This window comes from Collinsella aerofaciens (assembly GCF_028209885.1).
Classification (GTDB): domain Bacteria; phylum Actinomycetota; class Coriobacteriia; order Coriobacteriales; family Coriobacteriaceae; genus Collinsella; species Collinsella aerofaciens_BA.
Map to the genome: position 1 here is coordinate 53938 of NZ_JAQLEM010000005.1, position 15936 is coordinate 69873.

18 protein-coding genes are annotated in these 15936 nt (G+C 60.9%); 1 reads left to right on the forward strand and 17 read right to left on the reverse strand.

The annotated features are described in order from the left end of the window. Positions 1-13 precede the first annotated feature (13 nt). From glyS to rpsP, 7 genes are read right to left on the reverse strand one after another with little or no spacing between them, the layout of a single operon-like run. On the reverse strand, positions 14-2110 hold the full coding sequence (glyS, locus tag PMX21_RS02140) for a glycine--tRNA ligase subunit beta (protein WP_271757750.1): 2097 nt from the start codon (positions 2108-2110) through the stop codon (positions 14-16). Between the two features lie 3 nt (positions 2111-2113). Further along, entirely contained in the window at positions 2114-3025 is a 912-nt protein-coding gene (locus PMX21_RS02145; protein ID WP_271757752.1) for a glycine--tRNA ligase subunit alpha, read from the reverse strand. Between the two features lie 59 nt (positions 3026-3084). Then, positions 3085-3648 carry a signal peptidase I gene (gene lepB / locus PMX21_RS02150; RefSeq protein WP_271757755.1) on the reverse strand — a complete coding sequence of 188 codons (564 nt, stop codon included), beginning with the start codon at positions 3646-3648 and terminating at the stop codon, positions 3085-3087. A gap of 2 nt (positions 3649-3650) precedes the next feature. Further along, the gene (gene trmD, locus PMX21_RS02155; RefSeq protein WP_271757757.1) at positions 3651-4409 is read right to left on the reverse strand and encodes a tRNA (guanosine(37)-N1)-methyltransferase TrmD; all 759 of its coding nucleotides are present in this window, start codon (positions 4407-4409) and stop codon (positions 3651-3653) included. A 10-nt stretch (positions 4410-4419) separates the two neighbouring features. After that, positions 4420-4941 carry a ribosome maturation factor RimM gene (gene rimM, locus PMX21_RS02160; protein ID WP_271757760.1) on the reverse strand — a complete coding sequence of 174 codons (522 nt, stop codon included), beginning with the start codon at positions 4939-4941 and terminating at the stop codon, positions 4420-4422. A 4-nt stretch (positions 4942-4945) separates the two neighbouring features. Next, positions 4946-5191, reverse strand: a complete 246-nt coding sequence (locus PMX21_RS02165) for a KH domain-containing protein (RefSeq protein WP_171021534.1) — start codon at positions 5189-5191, stop codon at positions 4946-4948. A 42-nt stretch (positions 5192-5233) separates the two neighbouring features. Continuing rightward, a complete protein-coding gene (gene rpsP / locus PMX21_RS02170; protein WP_022094749.1) occupies positions 5234-5575 on the reverse strand; it encodes a 30S ribosomal protein S16 in 342 nt (113 codons plus the stop codon). Positions 5576-5776: 201 nt separating this feature from the next. Between rpsP and dinB the strand changes: the two genes are divergently transcribed. Beyond that, the gene (gene dinB / locus PMX21_RS02175; protein ID WP_271757764.1) at positions 5777-7030 is read left to right on the forward strand and encodes a DNA polymerase IV; all 1254 of its coding nucleotides are present in this window, start codon (positions 5777-5779) and stop codon (positions 7028-7030) included. 222 nt (positions 7031-7252) lie between these two features. On the opposite strand, the gene PMX21_RS02180 is transcribed toward dinB, so the two are convergent. From PMX21_RS02180 to PMX21_RS02225, 10 genes are all read right to left on the reverse strand, one after another. Next, entirely contained in the window at positions 7253-8002 is a 750-nt protein-coding gene (locus PMX21_RS02180) for a transposase (RefSeq protein WP_271757767.1), read from the reverse strand. Positions 8003-8229: 227 nt separating this feature from the next. Next, positions 8230-8685: a ribosome silencing factor gene (gene rsfS / locus PMX21_RS02185; protein WP_117629161.1), complete on the reverse strand. Its 456-nt coding sequence runs from the start codon at positions 8683-8685 to the stop codon at positions 8230-8232. Positions 8686-8713: 28 nt separating this feature from the next. Next, complete coding sequence (yqeK, locus tag PMX21_RS02190) at positions 8714-9247, reverse strand: bis(5'-nucleosyl)-tetraphosphatase (symmetrical) YqeK (RefSeq protein ID WP_193221482.1); 534 nt, start codon at positions 9245-9247, stop codon at positions 8714-8716. Positions 9248-9334: 87 nt separating this feature from the next. Then, complete coding sequence (gene nadD / locus PMX21_RS02195) at positions 9335-10012, reverse strand: nicotinate-nucleotide adenylyltransferase (protein WP_271757770.1); 678 nt, start codon at positions 10010-10012, stop codon at positions 9335-9337. A 3-nt stretch (positions 10013-10015) separates the two neighbouring features. Next, positions 10016-11482 (reverse strand): GTPase ObgE, encoded by a 1467-nt coding sequence (gene obgE / locus PMX21_RS02200; protein ID WP_271757771.1) that lies wholly within the window; start codon positions 11480-11482, stop codon positions 10016-10018. A gap of 85 nt (positions 11483-11567) precedes the next feature. Next, complete coding sequence (rpmA, locus tag PMX21_RS02205) at positions 11568-11825, reverse strand: 50S ribosomal protein L27 (RefSeq protein ID WP_006236075.1); 258 nt, start codon at positions 11823-11825, stop codon at positions 11568-11570. A gap of 33 nt (positions 11826-11858) precedes the next feature. Next, complete coding sequence (rplU, locus tag PMX21_RS02210) at positions 11859-12233, reverse strand: 50S ribosomal protein L21 (RefSeq protein ID WP_035138585.1); 375 nt, start codon at positions 12231-12233, stop codon at positions 11859-11861. A 67-nt stretch (positions 12234-12300) separates the two neighbouring features. Then, complete coding sequence (locus PMX21_RS02215; protein ID WP_271757773.1) at positions 12301-13113, reverse strand: TIGR03936 family radical SAM-associated protein; 813 nt, start codon at positions 13111-13113, stop codon at positions 12301-12303. Beyond that, complete coding sequence (locus PMX21_RS02220) at positions 13110-14987, reverse strand: TIGR03960 family B12-binding radical SAM protein (RefSeq protein WP_271757775.1); 1878 nt, start codon at positions 14985-14987, stop codon at positions 13110-13112. The genes PMX21_RS02215 and PMX21_RS02220 overlap by 4 nt, the downstream gene beginning before the upstream one ends. Before the next feature lie 10 nt (positions 14988-14997). Continuing rightward, positions 14998-15927 carry a YcjF family protein gene (locus PMX21_RS02225; protein ID WP_271757777.1) on the reverse strand — a complete coding sequence of 310 codons (930 nt, stop codon included), beginning with the start codon at positions 15925-15927 and terminating at the stop codon, positions 14998-15000. Positions 15928-15936 lie beyond the last annotated feature (9 nt).

Here is a 15936-nt window from a genome sequence, read left to right on the forward strand (position 1 = left end):
TGCGCAGGCTGGCTTACTTTTTGCGGGCAAGCTCACCGATGTTGGCGATGCCGGAGAAAACGGCCTCGAAGCGGTTGAGCAGCTTAAGGCGATTATCGCGGAGCTGCTCGTCCTTGTCCATGACCATAACCTCATCGAAGAAGCGGTCGATGGGCGCGCGCAGGGCGGCAAGGGCGGCAAATGCGGCCGGGTAATCCTCGGCAGCAAGGGCGGCATCGACAGCGGTCTGAGCAGCCTCGGAGGCATCGGCAAGCGCGAGCCCGGCCTCGCCCATCAGGCCGCGGTCGTACTCCGCACCCAGCTCGGGCTTGGAGATGTGTGCGGCGCGGGCATAGGCGGTCGCAAGGTTGTCAAAGGTCTCGGCGTCGTTCTTGCGGGCCTCGTCGAGGGCGGCGCAGCGGGCGAAGAAGACGGACGGGGCGATGATATGCACCGCGGAGACGGCGGCAACGGTATCGGCCGGGATCTTTTCGTCGCGGGCCATGCTCACCAGGCGGCCATGGAAGAAGTCGCGAACCTGCTGGGCGACCTTGGCAGCGTCGAACTCAATACCCTGCTCGCTATAGAGCTCGAGGGCGAAGTCGATGAGCGACGTGGGGTCGATCGGCAAGCGGTCGCGCAGGATGTTGATGATGCCGATAGCGGCACGACGCAGCGCGTAGGGGTCCGAAGAGCCGGTCGGGGGCTCGCCGATGGCAAAGATACCGGCGATGGTATCGAGCTTATCGGCGCAGGCCACGATGCAGCCAGCGGTGCCCTCGGGCAGCTCGTCACCGGCAAAGCGAGGACGATAGTGATCGCGAATAGCATGAGCGACCTCGTCGTTCTCCCCCATCGCGGTCGCGTAATAACCGCCCATCACGCCCTGCTGGCTCGTGAACTCGACGACGGCGTTGGATACCAGGTCGGCCTTGCACAGGTGCGCGGCGCGAGCGGCATCGGCTGCCAGGTGAGCACCCAGGTGTGCCTCACGGGCAATAGCGAGCGCGAGCTGCTCGATGCGCTCGGACTTGGCGAGCACGCTACCGAGCTTCTCTTGGAAGGCAACCTTGGCCAGACGCTCACGGAACTCGTCGAGGGAGATCTTCAAGTCCTCCTCGTAGAAGAACTTGGCATCGTCCAGACGTGCACGCACAACGCGCTCGTTGCCGTCGATCACGCGCTCGGCATTCTCGGGCTTGCTGTTGGAAACGACCACGAACTCACGCGTGAGCTTACCCTCGCCGTCATAGATCGGGAAGTAGCGCTGGTTGGTGAGCATGGACTCGCAGATAATCTCGTGCGGGACCTTGAGGAACTCCTCATCGAAGGTACCGACGAGCACCGTCGGCCACTCGCAGAGGTTAATAACCTCCTCAAAGACCTTCTTGGGCGTATCGACATGGCAGCCGGGACGGGCGGCCTCGACCTCGGCGATACCGGCGAGGATGGCCTCACGACGGCGCTCGGCAGAAAGCACGCCGGCATCCTCGAGCACCTGCTCGTAGACGGCAGGGCTAGCGACCACATGGTCACCGGGGCCAAGCACGCGATGACCACGCGTGGTGTTGCCGCTCGTCACGTCGGCAAACGACACGGGCACAACGTCCTCGCCCAGAAGGCAGCAGATCCAGCGGACCGGACGAACAAAGGTCGCATGCTCGTGACCCCAGCGCTGGCTGCGGTAGTTGGGCCACTGCAGGCCGGCGATAGTCTTCTCGCACAGAGACGTCAGGATCGGCGTAGCCGGAGCGGAGGGAATGTTCTTCTCGGCGAACACATACTCGCGACCGTCAGTATCCTCGCGACGGACCAGGTCCTCGGCAGCCACACCGCACTTGCGGGCAAAGCCCTGGGCGGCCTTGGTGGCGTTACCGTCAGCGTCGAAGGCAATGTTGGCCGCGGGGCCACGCTTGACCTCGTGAACCTCATCGGTCGCGGTGGCGACGTCGGCAACGAGTGCAGCCAGGCGACGCGGACTCGAGATCACGCGGACCTCGCCGTGGGCCAGACCGGCCTCGTCGAGACCCTTGGCGATCATGGTGCCAAGCTGCTTGACGGCATTGTTCAGCGGTGCAGAGGGCATTTCCTCCGTACCGATCTCAAACAGGAAATCCTTAGCGTCTGCCATGGCTTACGCCACCTCGCCTTCCTGGTCGGCATTCTCGTTGACTCCGGCGACCTCGGCCATGTAGGCCTCGCAGCACGCCTTGGCGACGGCGCGGACGCGCAGGATGTAGTTGGCACGCTCGACCGCGGACAGCGCGCCACGGGCATCGAGCAGGTTGAAGGCGTGGCTGCACTTCATGACGCAGTCGTACGCCGGCAGCGGCAGCTTGCGCTCCAGACAGGAGTGGCACTCGGCCTCGTAGTCGTCAAACTTCTGACGCATCATCTCGACGTTGGCGACCTCAAAGTTATAGGCACTGAACTCGCGCTCGTTCTCGAGGAACACGTCGCCATAGGTCATGGGCGTGCCGTCGGGCAGGTAGCTCCACACCAGGTCGTAGACCGAGTTAACGCCCTGGGCGTACATGGCGATACGCTCCAGGCCATAGGTGATCTCGACGGGCACGGGGTCAACCTCGATGCCGCCCACCTGCTGGAAGTACGTAAACTGCGTGACCTCCATGCCATTGAGCCAGACCTCCCAGCCAAGACCCCAGGCGCCGAGCGTCGGGCTCTCCCAGTCGTCCTCGACAAAGCGGACGTCATGGTCGTTGGGGTCCAGACCGATAGCGGCAAGAGACCCCAGGTAGAGCTCCTGGGCGTTAACCGGAGAAGGCTTGATGAGCACCTGGAACTGATAGTAGTGCTGCATGCGGTTGGGGTTCTCGCCGTAGCGGCCGTCGGCGGGACGGCGGCAGGGCTGCGCATAGCAGGTGCGCCACTCGGCGGAACCGAGCGAGCGCAGCGTGGTCGCGGTATGGAAGGTACCGGCACCGACCTCGGAGTCATAGGGCTGCATAATGACGCAGCCCTGCTCGCCCCAGTACTGCTGGAGGCGCAGGATGATGTCTTGGAAGGAAAGCGATGAAGCGTTCATGCCTCTAATATCCCCTCGTCGAAACGATTACACGGTTAGGTACTGTACTATAGCGGTTTTTAGTCGATAGCGCCGATGCGGTTGAGCGGCCAGTAGCGAACGAGTGCCACAGCAATCAAATCAGAGCGATCGACGGGACCAAAGTAGCGTGAGTCGGCAGAGTTTTCGCGGTTGTCGCCCATCACCCACACGCACCCGTCGGGAACGGTGTAGGGATAGCTTACCTGAGTGCCGGGTGCTTGGACCGAAAGTGGCCAGCTCATGCCCGTCGTATAGTCCTCGTCGAGCGCTTGGCCGTCAACGACCACCTTGCCATCCTGCAGGTCGACCGTCTGGCCGGCCGTGGCAATAACACGCTTGACAAGAACATCATGCTCGGAGGTGCCATCGGGGTTGTGAAACACCACGATATCGCCCTGCTTGACGGGCTGACCGAGCTCGAGGCTCACCTTTTGTGCCAGGATCTGGTCGCCAATCTCGATCGTGGACTCCATGGAGCCGGTGGGCACCACAAAGGGCTCGACCACAAACGAGCGAATCAAGAAGGTGGCGACCAGTGCGATCGCGATGACCGCGATCCACTCAAAAGCGCCCCTCAACGCGGAATGCTGCGATGGAACCATTCTCACTCCTCGCTCTGCGAATACGAAGCGTCCAAAATCTCCTGCGCGTAAGCGCGCTCCTCGGGCGTGAGCCGCGCCGTCTCGATCAAGTCGGGACGCCAGCGGCAGGTGCGCTCGATGGCGTTCTTGCGACGCCAGACATCGACCTTGGCGTGATCGCCGCTCACAAGCACCGGCGGCACGCCCTCGCCGTTGAACTCGGCGGGACGGGTGTACTGCGCGTACTCGAGCAGGCCTCCGTCCTCGGCGGTCGAGAACGACTCGTCCACATTGCTCATCTCGTCGCCCAGGGCGCCGGGAATCAGGCGTACGACGGCATCGGCAACGACCATAGCGGGAAGTTCGCCACCCGTAAGCACGTAGTCGCCGATCGACAGACGCTCATCGGCATACGCATACGCACGCTCGTCGACGCCCTCGTAGCGGCTGCACACAAACAGCAGGCGCTCACTTTTGAGCAGGCGCTCGGCCACATGTTGCGTAAAGGGCTCGCCACAGGGGGTGAAGAACACTACGGTGGGCTTGGGACCCTCGGAGCTGATGGCCTCGATGGCCTCGGCAATAGGCTCGACCTTCATGAGCATGCCCTGCCCGCCGCCGTACGGCTCGTCATCGACGGTACGATGGCGGTCGTGCGTCCAGTCGCGCAGGTTATACGCCTTAAAATCAAAAAGGCCGGCCTTGCGGGCGCGGCCCAAGATCGATGTGGACATGACGGGCTCAAACATCTCGGGAAAGACCGAAAGGGTCTCGATCAGCATGTTGTCCTCCCTACTTGTCCATATCGATCAGGCCGTCCATAACGTGGACGGAAATTGTTCCTGTGTCGGGAAGATCGAGCACGACCTGCTCGATCACGGGAATCAGTACCTCGCCGTACCGATCGCCCTCAACAACCCAAACATCGTTAGCGGGCGTCGACATGATCTCTACGATCGTGCCGAGCAAACCGAAGCGCTCGTCGACCACCTCGCGACCCATCAGGTCGGTATAGGCAGCGTCGAGCGAATCGAGCTCAAAATCGTCACGATTTGCCAGCACGTAGCATCCCGTGATGCCCTCGGCGGCCGTCAAGTCGTCAATGCCCTCAAACGAGACCAGATCGCCATCGCCCGTATCGGTGACGGACACGACCGTGCAAAAGCGGTCGCGCTTGAGCGCCGGCGGCGTCAGGGCGACGCGCATACCCGGCTCTAATACAGAAGGAAGCCCCCGCAGCGGCTGCGCGAGGACTTCCCCCTTCCTTCCGTGCGGCTTGACAACACGGGCGATGTTTTTGTACTGGAACCTCAAGGTCCTAGCCCAGAACCTCTACCTCGACAGCAGTGTCGAGGCGAGCGGCCAGTGCACGGGCGAGCGTGCGAATGGCCTTGATGGTACGGCCACGACGGCCGATGACCTTAGCGACGTCATCCTCGGCGACCGAAACCTCAATCGTAGAGGCGTCGTCACCATCGATGACCTCAAGGCTCACGGAATCCGGGTCGTCGACGATCTGAACAACGAGATATTCGACGAGATCGGCGATGCGATCTGAGAGCATTGCCTCACCCTCGAGCTGTGCAGCGTCAACCTCAGGCACGATTTACTCCTCGGCGCCCTCAGCGGCCTCAGCGGCAGCCTTAGCGGCCTCGGCCTCTTTGGCGAGCTGCTTCTTGGACTTCTTGACGACGGTCTCGGTCTTCTCGCCCTCGTTGGCGGCCTTGACCAGAGCGGCGACGGCGTCGGTGAGCTGAGCGCCCTTGGACTGCCAGTCGGCGATCTTCTCGAGATCGAGGTTGATGGTCTTGGGGGCGGTCATCGGGTTGTAGCGGCCAACCTCCTCGATGATACGACCGTCACGCGGGGCGCGGGAATCGGCGACGACGACACGGTAGTACGGACGCTTCTTAGCGCCGTGACGAGCAAGGCGAATCTTGACTGCCAAAGGAAACTCCTCCAACCAAGCAGCTTTAGGCTGCAACTACAAACAAACAGTTGAACATAATACGCCATCGACGCGGGCAGGTGAAGTCCGTGAGACCAACTTCTTCGGTGTAGTCGAGGGCAAATCCATATCTTAGACAAGAATTCGGGATTTGCAAGCACATACACGCACCCCACATGAGCTGCGCGGTATACTCATGACATGGAAAGACGCGAACATACATACGGTTATGAGGATGCCATGGGCGTCACGCCGCCTCCCTGGACGGGTCCGGCGGTGGGCCTGATGGACCTTGATGCGTTTTTTGCGAGCGTGGAAATGCTCGATCATCCCGAATGGCGCGGAAAGCCGCTCATCGTGGGCGGAGACGCCGATTCGCGTGGCGTCGTGTCCACGTGTTCGTATGAGGCGCGTCGCTTTGGCGTGCACTCTGCCATGGCCTCGGCCGAGGCGCGGCGCCTGTGCCCGCAAGCCATTTGGACGCACGGGCACTTTGATCGCTACCACGAGGTGAGCGCGCAGGTCATGGCGATTCTCGCCGACGAGACCCCGCGCGTTGAACGCGTATCCATCGACGAAGCCTTTATCGATATCACACCGGGTCGCTTTGCGCCCGAAGACCCGCTGCTGGTTGCGCAGCGCATCAGCGATCGCGTGGCAGCGCTGGGGGTGACCTGCTCCATTGGCGTGGGCTGCAACAAGACGGTCGCAAAAATCGCAAGCGAGCGGGACAAGCCGTTTGGGCTGACCATCGTGCGCCCTGGAACCGAGCAGCGCTTTTTGGCCGCGCTGCCGGTATCTGCTATGAGCGGCATCGGACGCTCGGCCGAGGAACGGCTGCGCCGCATGCGCATCTACACGCTTGGCGAGCTGTCACGCGCACCGGAATCCACCTTGGCCTCTATTTTTGGCGTCAACGGCGAACGCATGCGCCAACGTGCGCTGGGGCTCGAAATCTCCGAAGTCACAAGTCTCGATGAAGAGCGCGAGGTCAAGTCGGTCAGCAATGAACGCACCTTTGCGAAAGATTTGACTGAGCGCGGGGACATCGAAGCGGCGATTGCGCTGTTGGGAGAGTCAGTGGGACGCCGTCTGCGCCGTCAGGGGCTGACGGGTGCCACGGTAACGCTCAAGCTTAAGTATTCGTATGGCAGCGGGCGTACGGCACAGCGCCGGCTGACGCATCCGACCGACGATGAGAACATCTTTGTAGCGGTGGCGCTCGAGCTGCTCGACAACATCTGGCAGGAAGGCATGCATGTGCGCCTGGCGGGCATCGGCATGAGCGACTTCGACCATCAGGGCGGCATCCAGACCGACCTGTTCTGCGAAGTCGACGACCGCGGAGCCCAATCCAGCGACCGTCGCGACCTCTCGGTCGCCATCGACGCCGTCCGAGACAAATTCGGCGACACCGCCCTTTCCTTCGGCCGCCAATCCCGCTTCAAAAACTAATCTTTTTTGGACGGGGCTTTTTGCTGCCTTCCGTCCGACACGGCATGGGTAGTCAATTTGGGACGGGGCTATTTTAGCTACCTCTATATCTCGGTTGAACTTCATCCCGGCCCACAATCATTCACCGTCAGGCAAAGGGTAGCTAAAATAGCCCCGTCCCAAATTGACTACCCCGGATGCCCGGTTTGGTGGCCGTAGCAAAATTACCCCGCCTGAAATGAGCTACTTTTCAACTTTGACTTTTTGAATCGTGCAGTGGCCGATGCCCGTGAGGCGCACGATCTGCTTGATCGAAAAGCCCTCGCTTTTGAGCTTGCGGATACAGTCATCACGCACGCCCTTTGGCAGAGCTTTGAGATGGTGAGGCTCGTAAGGTTTGAGCAACGCCTGCGCAAACTCAAGCGCGTCAGCATCACTCACGTGAGCGCCATAACGGAAGCAATAGCCATTGGGCTCGCCCGAGGTACTAAATGCAAAAAACCTCTGGGAATTCCCGAGCAACTCGAGCACGCAATCAGTCTTACAAATACCCGGATAGCCCATATACTCGCTAAAGCTGCTCCAGCGATAGAGCGAAGCAGTGTCAATTCTGGCTTTCGCAGGGTTATCGTGAATGTAACGAACGCAGCTGAGCAGCTGATCATCATCAAGAATCGGCACGCTCTTAAATCGATCCTGGAAGAGTGGACCCTTTCTGCCTGTCTTAGAATTGAAATACATGGCATACCCCGTCGTAATCGAATGCATGCAATCACTCAGATGAGCATGCTCATCGTCAAGCAGAAGATGAATATGGTTATCCATAAGGCACCACGCGATGACATCAACTTTGAACTTCTGGCATTTCGAAGCAATCAGCCGAATCAAATAGAGTCGATCATCCTCATCCTCAAATATCAGCTGACCACCACACCCCTTTTGAACGACATGGTAAAAGCCATATTCAGAGATTTCTCGCGCAGTCCGAGTCATACGCATTCCCTCCTCTACAGACAAGAATTACGTTACCCGAGCCAGAGCAGAAAAAAACGTACTGGGTGCGACAAATCGCGTTGTTCGGCGAACGGTAGGTGGTAGCTAAAAAAGCCCCGTCCCAAATTAGCTACTTTTGGGCAAAAGAAAGCCGGGCAGCTGCAAATGGTGCAACTGCCCGGCAAACGGATAAGGGTAGCTAAAAAAGCCCTGGCCCAAGCAAAGCTCTAGAGGAGGTTGAGGGGGAGCTGGGGGGCGTCGCCCCAGAGCTTCTCGAGACGGTAGAAGTCACGTGCCTCGGGGGTGAAGACGTGGACGACGACTGAACCGTAATCCATGAGCATCCAGGTCTTCTGCTCGCGGCCCTCGATGGAGAACGGGTGCTCACCGCAAGCCTCGGCGACCTTCTCCTCGATCTCGTCGACGATAGAATCGACCTGACGGTTGTTGGTACCGGTGGCGAGCACAAAGTAGTCGCACACGTCGGAGAGCTCAGTCAGGTCGAGCACCTGAACGTCCTCGCCCTTCTTGTCGTAGGCAGCCTGCGCGGCGGCGCGGGCGACATCCTCGGCGGCGACACCGCTCGTGGACAGCGAGGCGGCGGTACGGTCGGACGTGGCAACGAAGCTCTTGTGCTCCACACCTTCAAGAATCTGCTCGTCGGTCATGGTCTCGTCGGCCATGGAATACCTCTTTCTAGACGCACCCGAGCTAGCGTAGCTGGGCGTAATGGTTGTAAATCGTAATAGCCGTGGGATAAAGATAGCGCCCGGACTGGATCACGTAGACCAGACCCTGCGCAAAACAGGAGAAGAACAACTCGTCAAGCGTCGACTCCCCCACCATCTTGCGCAGCGCGTGGGCATAATCACCATGGCGGTTGGGTTCGATGGCATCGGCAACAAAGACCACCATATCGAGCGGCGTCATATCGCAGGCGCCCACGGTGTGACGGTCGACAGCCTGAAAGACCGCCGGCGACAGCTCGGGAAAAAGCTGCGGAAGCTCATAGGCGGCAACCGGGCCATGCAAAAGCGGCGTCGCGGCAGACGGAGAGCCGGCAATCTTAATGCCGTAATGCAGAGCGCGCGTGACCAGCTCGTCGTCGGAGAGCACCTTGTCCCAGTCATGAATCAGGCCGGCGGCGGCGGCATCAAAGCGGTCGACACCGTATACCTCGGCTAGATGCAGCGCAGTCTCGGCAACCCCGAGCGAATGCACGTAGCGCTTACGTTTATCTTTCATACGCACATCGAGCAGCTCTTGAATGCGCTTGAGGAGCGCGCGCTCATCGCCCTCAAACTGATCCTCTACCGACAACGTAGACCCCCATCACTCAAAATCTTCTTGACCCAGATCGGCATACAACCCGCGTTTGCGAATATAGCCGAGAACGGACTCGCTCGTAAGATAGCGCACGCTCATGCCACGGGCAACTCGCTTACGAATGTTGGTCGAGCTAATCGCCAGCGCCGGAATCTGGATATAGCGCACGTCAAACGGCAGGCCCGACTCTTTGATTCGCGCGCGAGCAGTATCGATATCAAAGCCCGGTCGCGTCGCCGCAATGAACGTGGCAAGCTCGGCGATTCGGTCGGCATCATGCCAGGTAACAATATCGATAATCGCGTCGGCGCCCGTAATAAAGTAGAGCTTTACCTGCGGCGGATAAAAGTCGCGAAGGGCATGAAGCGTATCGGCCGTGTAGGTTACGCCCGGACGGTCGATCTCGAACCGACTCGCCAAAAAGGCCGGGTTCGCGGCGGTGGCGAGGACCGTCATGGCATAACGGTCCTCGGCAGGCGTCACCGGCTTGTCAAGCTTAAAAGCAGGAGAGCCCGCCGGCATAAAGAGCACAGCGTCCAAGTCGAGGGACTCGCGCGCCTGCTCGGCGGTCACCAGGTGCCCGTAATGAATGGGATCAAAGGTGCCACCCATAATGCCGAGCCTAAACTCCTGCCCGTCCTCTAGAGGAAGCTCGGGCAGACCGATTCCACCGCGCAGCGACATGGCTTACTCGCCCTCCGAGGTCTCGGCATCGCCCGCGGCATCCGCCGCATTGACAACCTCGACGCCCTCATCCGCAGCATCGGCCACGTCAATGGCTTCAACGGCAACGTCCTCGCCAGCATCCTCGAGCTCCTCGTACTCCGAGAAGTCCTCGGCGCCCTCAAAGTCAAAGGCGCGCTGGCAAATGCGGACCTCGTCGCCCGCACGACAACCGGCCTTCTCGAGCGCGTCGTCAACACCCATACGCGCAAACTTATGCTGCAGGTAAATGACGGCTTCTTCGTTTTCCCAGTCGGTCTGAATGACCATGCGCTCGATGGCACGACCGACCACGCGGAAGGCACCGGGCTCTTCCTGGACAATGCGGAAACGCTTCTCTCGCTGCAGGCGACGGCGCTCCCATTCATCGTCGCGCAGGTCGACCGGCTCATCGGAGACCGCCAACTCGGCGCGGAGCTTGGCCACCTGCTCACCTACGGCTAGCATCAACGTATTGAGACCGGCGCCCGTCACGGCAGACACGGCAAAGAACATATGGCCATCGTCGAGCGCTGCGCGCTTGAGGTCGGCAATCTTATCGGCCGTGCCCGGCGCATCGCACTTGTTGGCGACAACGATCTGCGGGCGCTCCGAAAGCTCGGCGCCATACTGCTCGAGCTCGCGGTTGATGATGCGATAGTCCTCAACCGGATCGCGATCCTCAAAACCGCCCGTCATGTCGACGACATGCATGATCAGGGCCGTACGCTCAATGTGGCGCAGGAACTGGTGACCCAGGCCCTTGCCCTCGCTCGCGCCCTCGATGAGACCGGGGACGTCGGCAACGACGTAAGAATATTCGCCGGCACGCACCATGCCGAGGTTCGGCACGAGCGTGGTAAACGGGTAGTCGGCAATCTTGGGACGGGCGGCACTCATGCGCGCAATGAGCGATGACTTACCCACCGAGGGAAAGCCCACAAGCGCGGCATCGGCCATAAGCTTCATCTCGAGCTCGATCCAGTGTTCCTCGGCAGGCTCGCCGAGCTGGGCAAAGGCCGGAGCGCGACGCACCGACGTCACAAAGTGGGTATTGCCCAGACCGCCGGCACCGCCGGGCGCCACGACGACGCGCTCGCCGTCGTGCACCAGGTCGGCAATCTCGAACATCGGGGTCTGCGTCTCGGGGTCGAGCTCGCGTACCACGGTACCCATAGGGACCTTGAGAATCAGGTCCTCGCCGCTCTTACCGTTACGACGGGCACCCTGCCCGTGCGTGCCGCGCTCGGCGCGGAAGTGATGCTTAAAGCGGTAATCGATCAGCGAAGACAGCTGAGCATCGGCCTGGATGACGACATTGCCGCCACGACCGCCGTCGCCGCCATCGGGGCCGCCCTTGGGGACAAATGCCTCGCGCCTAAACGACATGCATCCGGCTCCGCCGTCGCCGCCGCACACGTTAATGCGGCTGATATCGGTGAACTGTGACAACAGAATCGCCTCCTACAAAAAAGAGGGAGACCCTTGAATCCTAAAACTCAAGTGCCTCCCACATATGTGCTCTATGAAGGGTGAATTACGCGTTCGCGAGCGGGCGTACGCTGACCCTGTGCTTGATACCCTTGTGGAACTCAACGGTACCGTCGACCAGCGCGAACAGCGTGTCGTCCTTACCACGGCCAACGTTCTCACCCGGGTGGATGTGCGTGCCGTGCTGACGGACGAGAATCGTGCCCGTGGTTACCGTCTGGCCGGCATAGCGCTTCGTGCCAAGGCGCTGACCGCGGGAGTCACGGCCATTACGGGAGGAACCGAGTCCTTTTTTGTGTGCCATTGTGTATACCTACTCTTTCGTTACGAGTGTAATCTACTCGGCGACGGGAGCCTCGGCAACAGCCTCAGCCTCTGCCTTGACAGCCTTCTTGGCGCGGGAGGTAGCCTGAACCTTCACGATCTTCAGCTTGGTGAGCTGCTGACGGTGACCCTTCAGACGACGATAGCGCTTGCGCTTGTGGAACTTGAAGACCAGCTGCTTCTCGCCCTTGAACTGCTCAACGATTTGAGCGGTAACCTTGGCCTTGGCCAGCTTGTCGGGATCGGTGACGATCTTCTTACCATCGTTGAGGAAGATAACCGGCAGGGTGACCTTGTCGCCCTCATTGCCCTCGATCTTCTCGACGGTGATGACATCGTCGGTGGCGACCTTGTACTGCTTGCCGCCCGTGTTAACGATTGCGTACATGTTTACTTGCCCTTCATGCATCAGTTAGTGCAACAGCCGAATATAGTAGCAGGCGAAAATACCCCCGTCAACGAGTATGTGGAGCAAATCCACAAGTTCGCACAGGTATGGGGCTGACGAGTCGGCCCTCGTCGTCCTCGCATGCTTGATTCTGACGCTCGACATCGTAGGAGCAGATGGTCACGAGGTCTTGCATACCGGTGGAAACAATAGGTGCATCGACGCCCGGGGTCAAGCCCTGCAACAAAACATCAGCAGCAGAAAGCAAAATCTCCGGACGCATGGAGCCCTCGTTGTCGGCATGGGTGTCGAGCATGAGCACCAGATGGTCCTCACACTCCCCCACCGCGAGCTCATAGCCAACGAGCGTGTGATCCAAATCCAAGCGCTTGCTCTTTTTTCCGCGCGCGTAGTCGATGCCATGGTCCGCGCGCAGTGTGTCGATCGCACGACGCACCTCGTCGGCGCTTACGGGCGCCTCGGGATCCAAGTGCAGGTCGATGCGATACGACAGGCGCGTGAGCTGCGCCGTCAACGCCGGCGTGCGCACGTCGATGTACGCCGCCTCGATGGGCGCCAGATCGGCCGGAGATGCCGCAGACAGTCGCTCAAACGCCTCGTCGAGCGCCACGAACTCGGTCATAAACAGGTCATACCACTCGCAGGTCGACGACGTACCCACCGGCAGCGCCGAAGAGAAGCCCACGCGCATGTGCGGAGAGAAGCCCTGCGTGACGGCATAGGGAAGTCCCGCACGGCGCACAATGCGCTCAATGGTATGGATTACTTCGAGATGGCCCAGGTACTTAAGGCGATCGCGCTTGCCATAGCGAACACGAAGCCTAAAGAGCGAGGGGTTGTCGGTCAGGCGCTCACTCATGCGCGATCACCCATCAATACATTCTTGGCGTGGAGCGTGGGGCAGATCCCGCAGCCGGTGCACGACGTGCGGGTGCAGTCGGGAGTCGTGACGCCCTCGAGCGAGCGACGGTACTCGCGCTCGAGGAAGCCGCGCGTGCAGCCGGGGCTCACGTGCTCCCACGGCAGGCGCCAGTCCAACTCGTAGGGCAGGTGCACGAGCTCATTGAGGTCGATGCCGTTTTTGGCAGCAGCCTCCTTCCAGTTATCGAGCGAGAAATGCTCTACCCAGGCGTCAAAGCGAGAGCCCGAGCGCCAAGCGTCGATGATGACGGGCGTCATGTCACGACCGGCGCGGGACAGCGCGGCCTCGATGAGCGAGGTCTCGGCATCGTGGTAATGCACGCGGACAGCACGGTTGCGAACGCTCGTGATAAGCAACTTCTGGCGACGCTTGACGTCCTCATAGTCGAGCTGCGGGCACCACTGAAACGGCGTGGCGGCCTTGGGGATAAAGACCGAAACCGAGATCGACACCGAGATCGAGCCGCGACGAGCCTTGGGCACCACGGAACGACCGAGCTCCAGCACGTGATCGGCCAGATTGGCGATGGCCACGATGTCCTCGTCGCGCTCGCCGGGAAGGCCCATCATAAAGTAGAGCTTCATGCGGTTCCAGCCGGCCTCGAAGGCCGCCTTGGCCGCACGGTCCAGGTCCTCCTCGGTCACGTTCTTGTTAATGATGTCGCGCATGCGCTGGCTGCCGGCCTCGGGCGCGAACGTCAGGCCGCCCTTCTTTTCGCCGGCGACCGACTCGGCCATATCCACGCCAAACGAATCCAGGCGCTGCGACGGAATAGACACGCGAATACCCGTATCCTCCAGGCGACGGTTGAGCCTGCCGAGCACGTCGCGAATGCAGGAGTGGTCGGTCGTGGAGAGCGAGGTCAGCGACACCTCGTCATAGCCGGTCTTTTCCAGACCCTGAATCACCGACGAGACGATCTGGTCGGCCGAGCGCTCGCGCACCGGGCGATACGTCATGCCGGCCTGACAAAAACGACAGCCGCGGGCGCAGCCGCGCAGGATCTCGATAGACAGGCGGTCGTGAACCAGCTGCGCATAGGGCACGCACGACTGCGACAGCGGATTCGTGGCGCCGAAATCCTCGACGACGCGCTTGTAGACCACGGTCGGCGCATCCTTGCCCTCACGCGGCACGGTGTAGCCATGCGGCGAGCAAGGCTCGTCGTGACGAACCTCATAGAGTGACGGCACGTAGTTGCCGGCAATAGATGCAAGCTGCTCGACAATCTGCGCGCGCGGGACTCCTTCGTCACGCAGGCGGCGATGCAGCTGGCAGGTCTCGAGCAGCGATTCCTCGCCCTCACCGATGAGGATAACATCGAAGAAGGCCGCGTACGGCTCGGGGTTGTACACCGAGGGGCCGCCGGCGATGATAATGGGGTCGTCCTCGGTGCGGTCGGCCGCTAACAGCGGAATGCCAGCGAGGTCGAGTGCCTCGAGGAAGTTCGTCACCGCCATCTCGTGCGGCACATGCAGGCCGACGATATCGAACGAAGCGACCGGCGCTGCACCCTCGAGCGAGAGCAGCGGAATGCCTGCCTCGCGCATGGCGTCACCCATATCGGGCCACGGCACATAGCCGCGCTCGCAGGAGATGCCCTCGGCCTGGTTAAGGATGTTGTAGAGGATGGCGATACCCTGGTTGGGCAGACCGACCTCGTACACATCCGGGTAGATCAGGCAGCAACGGTAGTCGGCATCGGCCTTGGAAAGCGTGCCCCACTCGTGATCGATATAGCGGCTCGGCTTCTCGACCTTGGCGAGCAACGGCTCAATTAAATGAAAACAGTCTTGGTATGCAACGCGCAACGGAAAACCCCTAAGCAGCGAGATCGGATGCGTCTTGGTAGGACGCCATAGGACGGGTAGCGCCAGCGACCGTGGTCACCAGATTGCGAACGCGGGAGAACGTGGCAGCGACCACCTCGTTGGCACGGCCGTAGTCAACATCGCGCTCGTAGAGTGAAACGAGCGCACGGCCCATGCCATAGGTGCCCGCGGCGGCAGTGAGCGCCTTGACGGCAAACCCAATATGCGGCGTCTGCTTGACGAGCGCGCGGGTGACCGCGCGGATCACAAGACCGCCGGCAAGCACGCCGGCGACCTCGTAGCCGCGCTCAGGCTTAATGCCGCGTCCAAAGACGGCAGCGAGCTCAAAGAGCATGCCCACCTGCGCCAGCGCCATAACGGGATAATCGGCGCCCGGCAAAAACACCAGCGCACCGGTCGCCATATTGGTGAGCGCACACGAGGTGATAATACGATTGGCCGCCGCGATGCGCATGAAGGCAAAGTTCGCCGCAAAAGCCGTTTCCTTGTCGGTGCGATCGAGAATCCAGCGGGCAAGCGTCTCGAGCAGATACGTCTTATCGGTTGCCGCCACCACGCCGAGCATGGGCGTGGACTCCTCGATAAACGGCACCTCCACAGCAGACTCGGCAAGCACGCACACGGGCGCGCCGGCGATCACGAGCTCCTGCACGGCACTCTCCAAGCGGTCGGAACCACACGAGAGCACCAGCACCACATCGGTATCGGTCTTTGGAGCTATTCGCTCCTCCCCCAGACGCTCGACGCGCACAATGCCCGAGGTCGTCTGCGGCACAAAGGCGTCACGCACCGTCTCGGCCAGAAAGCGCGAGGCGGACGAATCCAGATAGACCGAAACGCGCACCGGCGTATCGGAATCCTTCTTAACGGACGCGCCCATCTTAAAAGCGCGGGTCAGTTTATCTACGGGAATTTTCATAGCAAACCC

Coding starts and splice junctions, on each gene's coding strand:
- PMX21_RS02145 (WP_271757752.1), bottom strand. CDS start 3,025: ATGAACGCTTCATCGCTTTCCTTCCAAGACATCATCCTGCGCCTCCAG.
- nadD (WP_271757770.1), bottom strand. CDS start 10,012: ATGTCGCTGCGCGGTGGAATCGGTCTGCCCGAGCTTCCTCTAGAGGAC.
- PMX21_RS02225 (WP_271757777.1), bottom strand. CDS start 15,927: ATGAAAATTCCCGTAGATAAACTGACCCGCGCTTTTAAGATGGGCGCG.
- rplU (WP_035138585.1), bottom strand. CDS start 12,233: ATGTACGCAATCGTTAACACGGGCGGCAAGCAGTACAAGGTCGCCACC.
- PMX21_RS02215 (WP_271757773.1), bottom strand. CDS start 13,113: ATGAGTGAGCGCCTGACCGACAACCCCTCGCTCTTTAGGCTTCGTGTT.
- yqeK (WP_193221482.1), bottom strand. CDS start 9,247: ATGAAAGATAAACGTAAGCGCTACGTGCATTCGCTCGGGGTTGCCGAG.
- glyS (WP_271757750.1), bottom strand. CDS start 2,110: ATGGCAGACGCTAAGGATTTCCTGTTTGAGATCGGTACGGAGGAAATG.
- rsfS (WP_117629161.1), bottom strand. CDS start 8,685: ATGGCCGACGAGACCATGACCGACGAGCAGATTCTTGAAGGTGTGGAG.
- PMX21_RS02180 (WP_271757767.1), bottom strand. CDS start 8,002: ATGACTCGGACTGCGCGAGAAATCTCTGAATATGGCTTTTACCATGTC.
- dinB (WP_271757764.1), top strand. CDS start 5,777: ATGGAAAGACGCGAACATACATACGGTTATGAGGATGCCATGGGCGTC.
- PMX21_RS02165 (WP_171021534.1), bottom strand. CDS start 5,191: ATGCTCTCAGATCGCATCGCCGATCTCGTCGAATATCTCGTTGTTCAG.
- rpmA (WP_006236075.1), bottom strand. CDS start 11,825: ATGGCACACAAAAAAGGACTCGGTTCCTCCCGTAATGGCCGTGACTCC.
- trmD (WP_271757757.1), bottom strand. CDS start 4,409: ATGCTGATCGAGACCCTTTCGGTCTTTCCCGAGATGTTTGAGCCCGTC.
- lepB (WP_271757755.1), bottom strand. CDS start 3,648: ATGGTTCCATCGCAGCATTCCGCGTTGAGGGGCGCTTTTGAGTGGATC.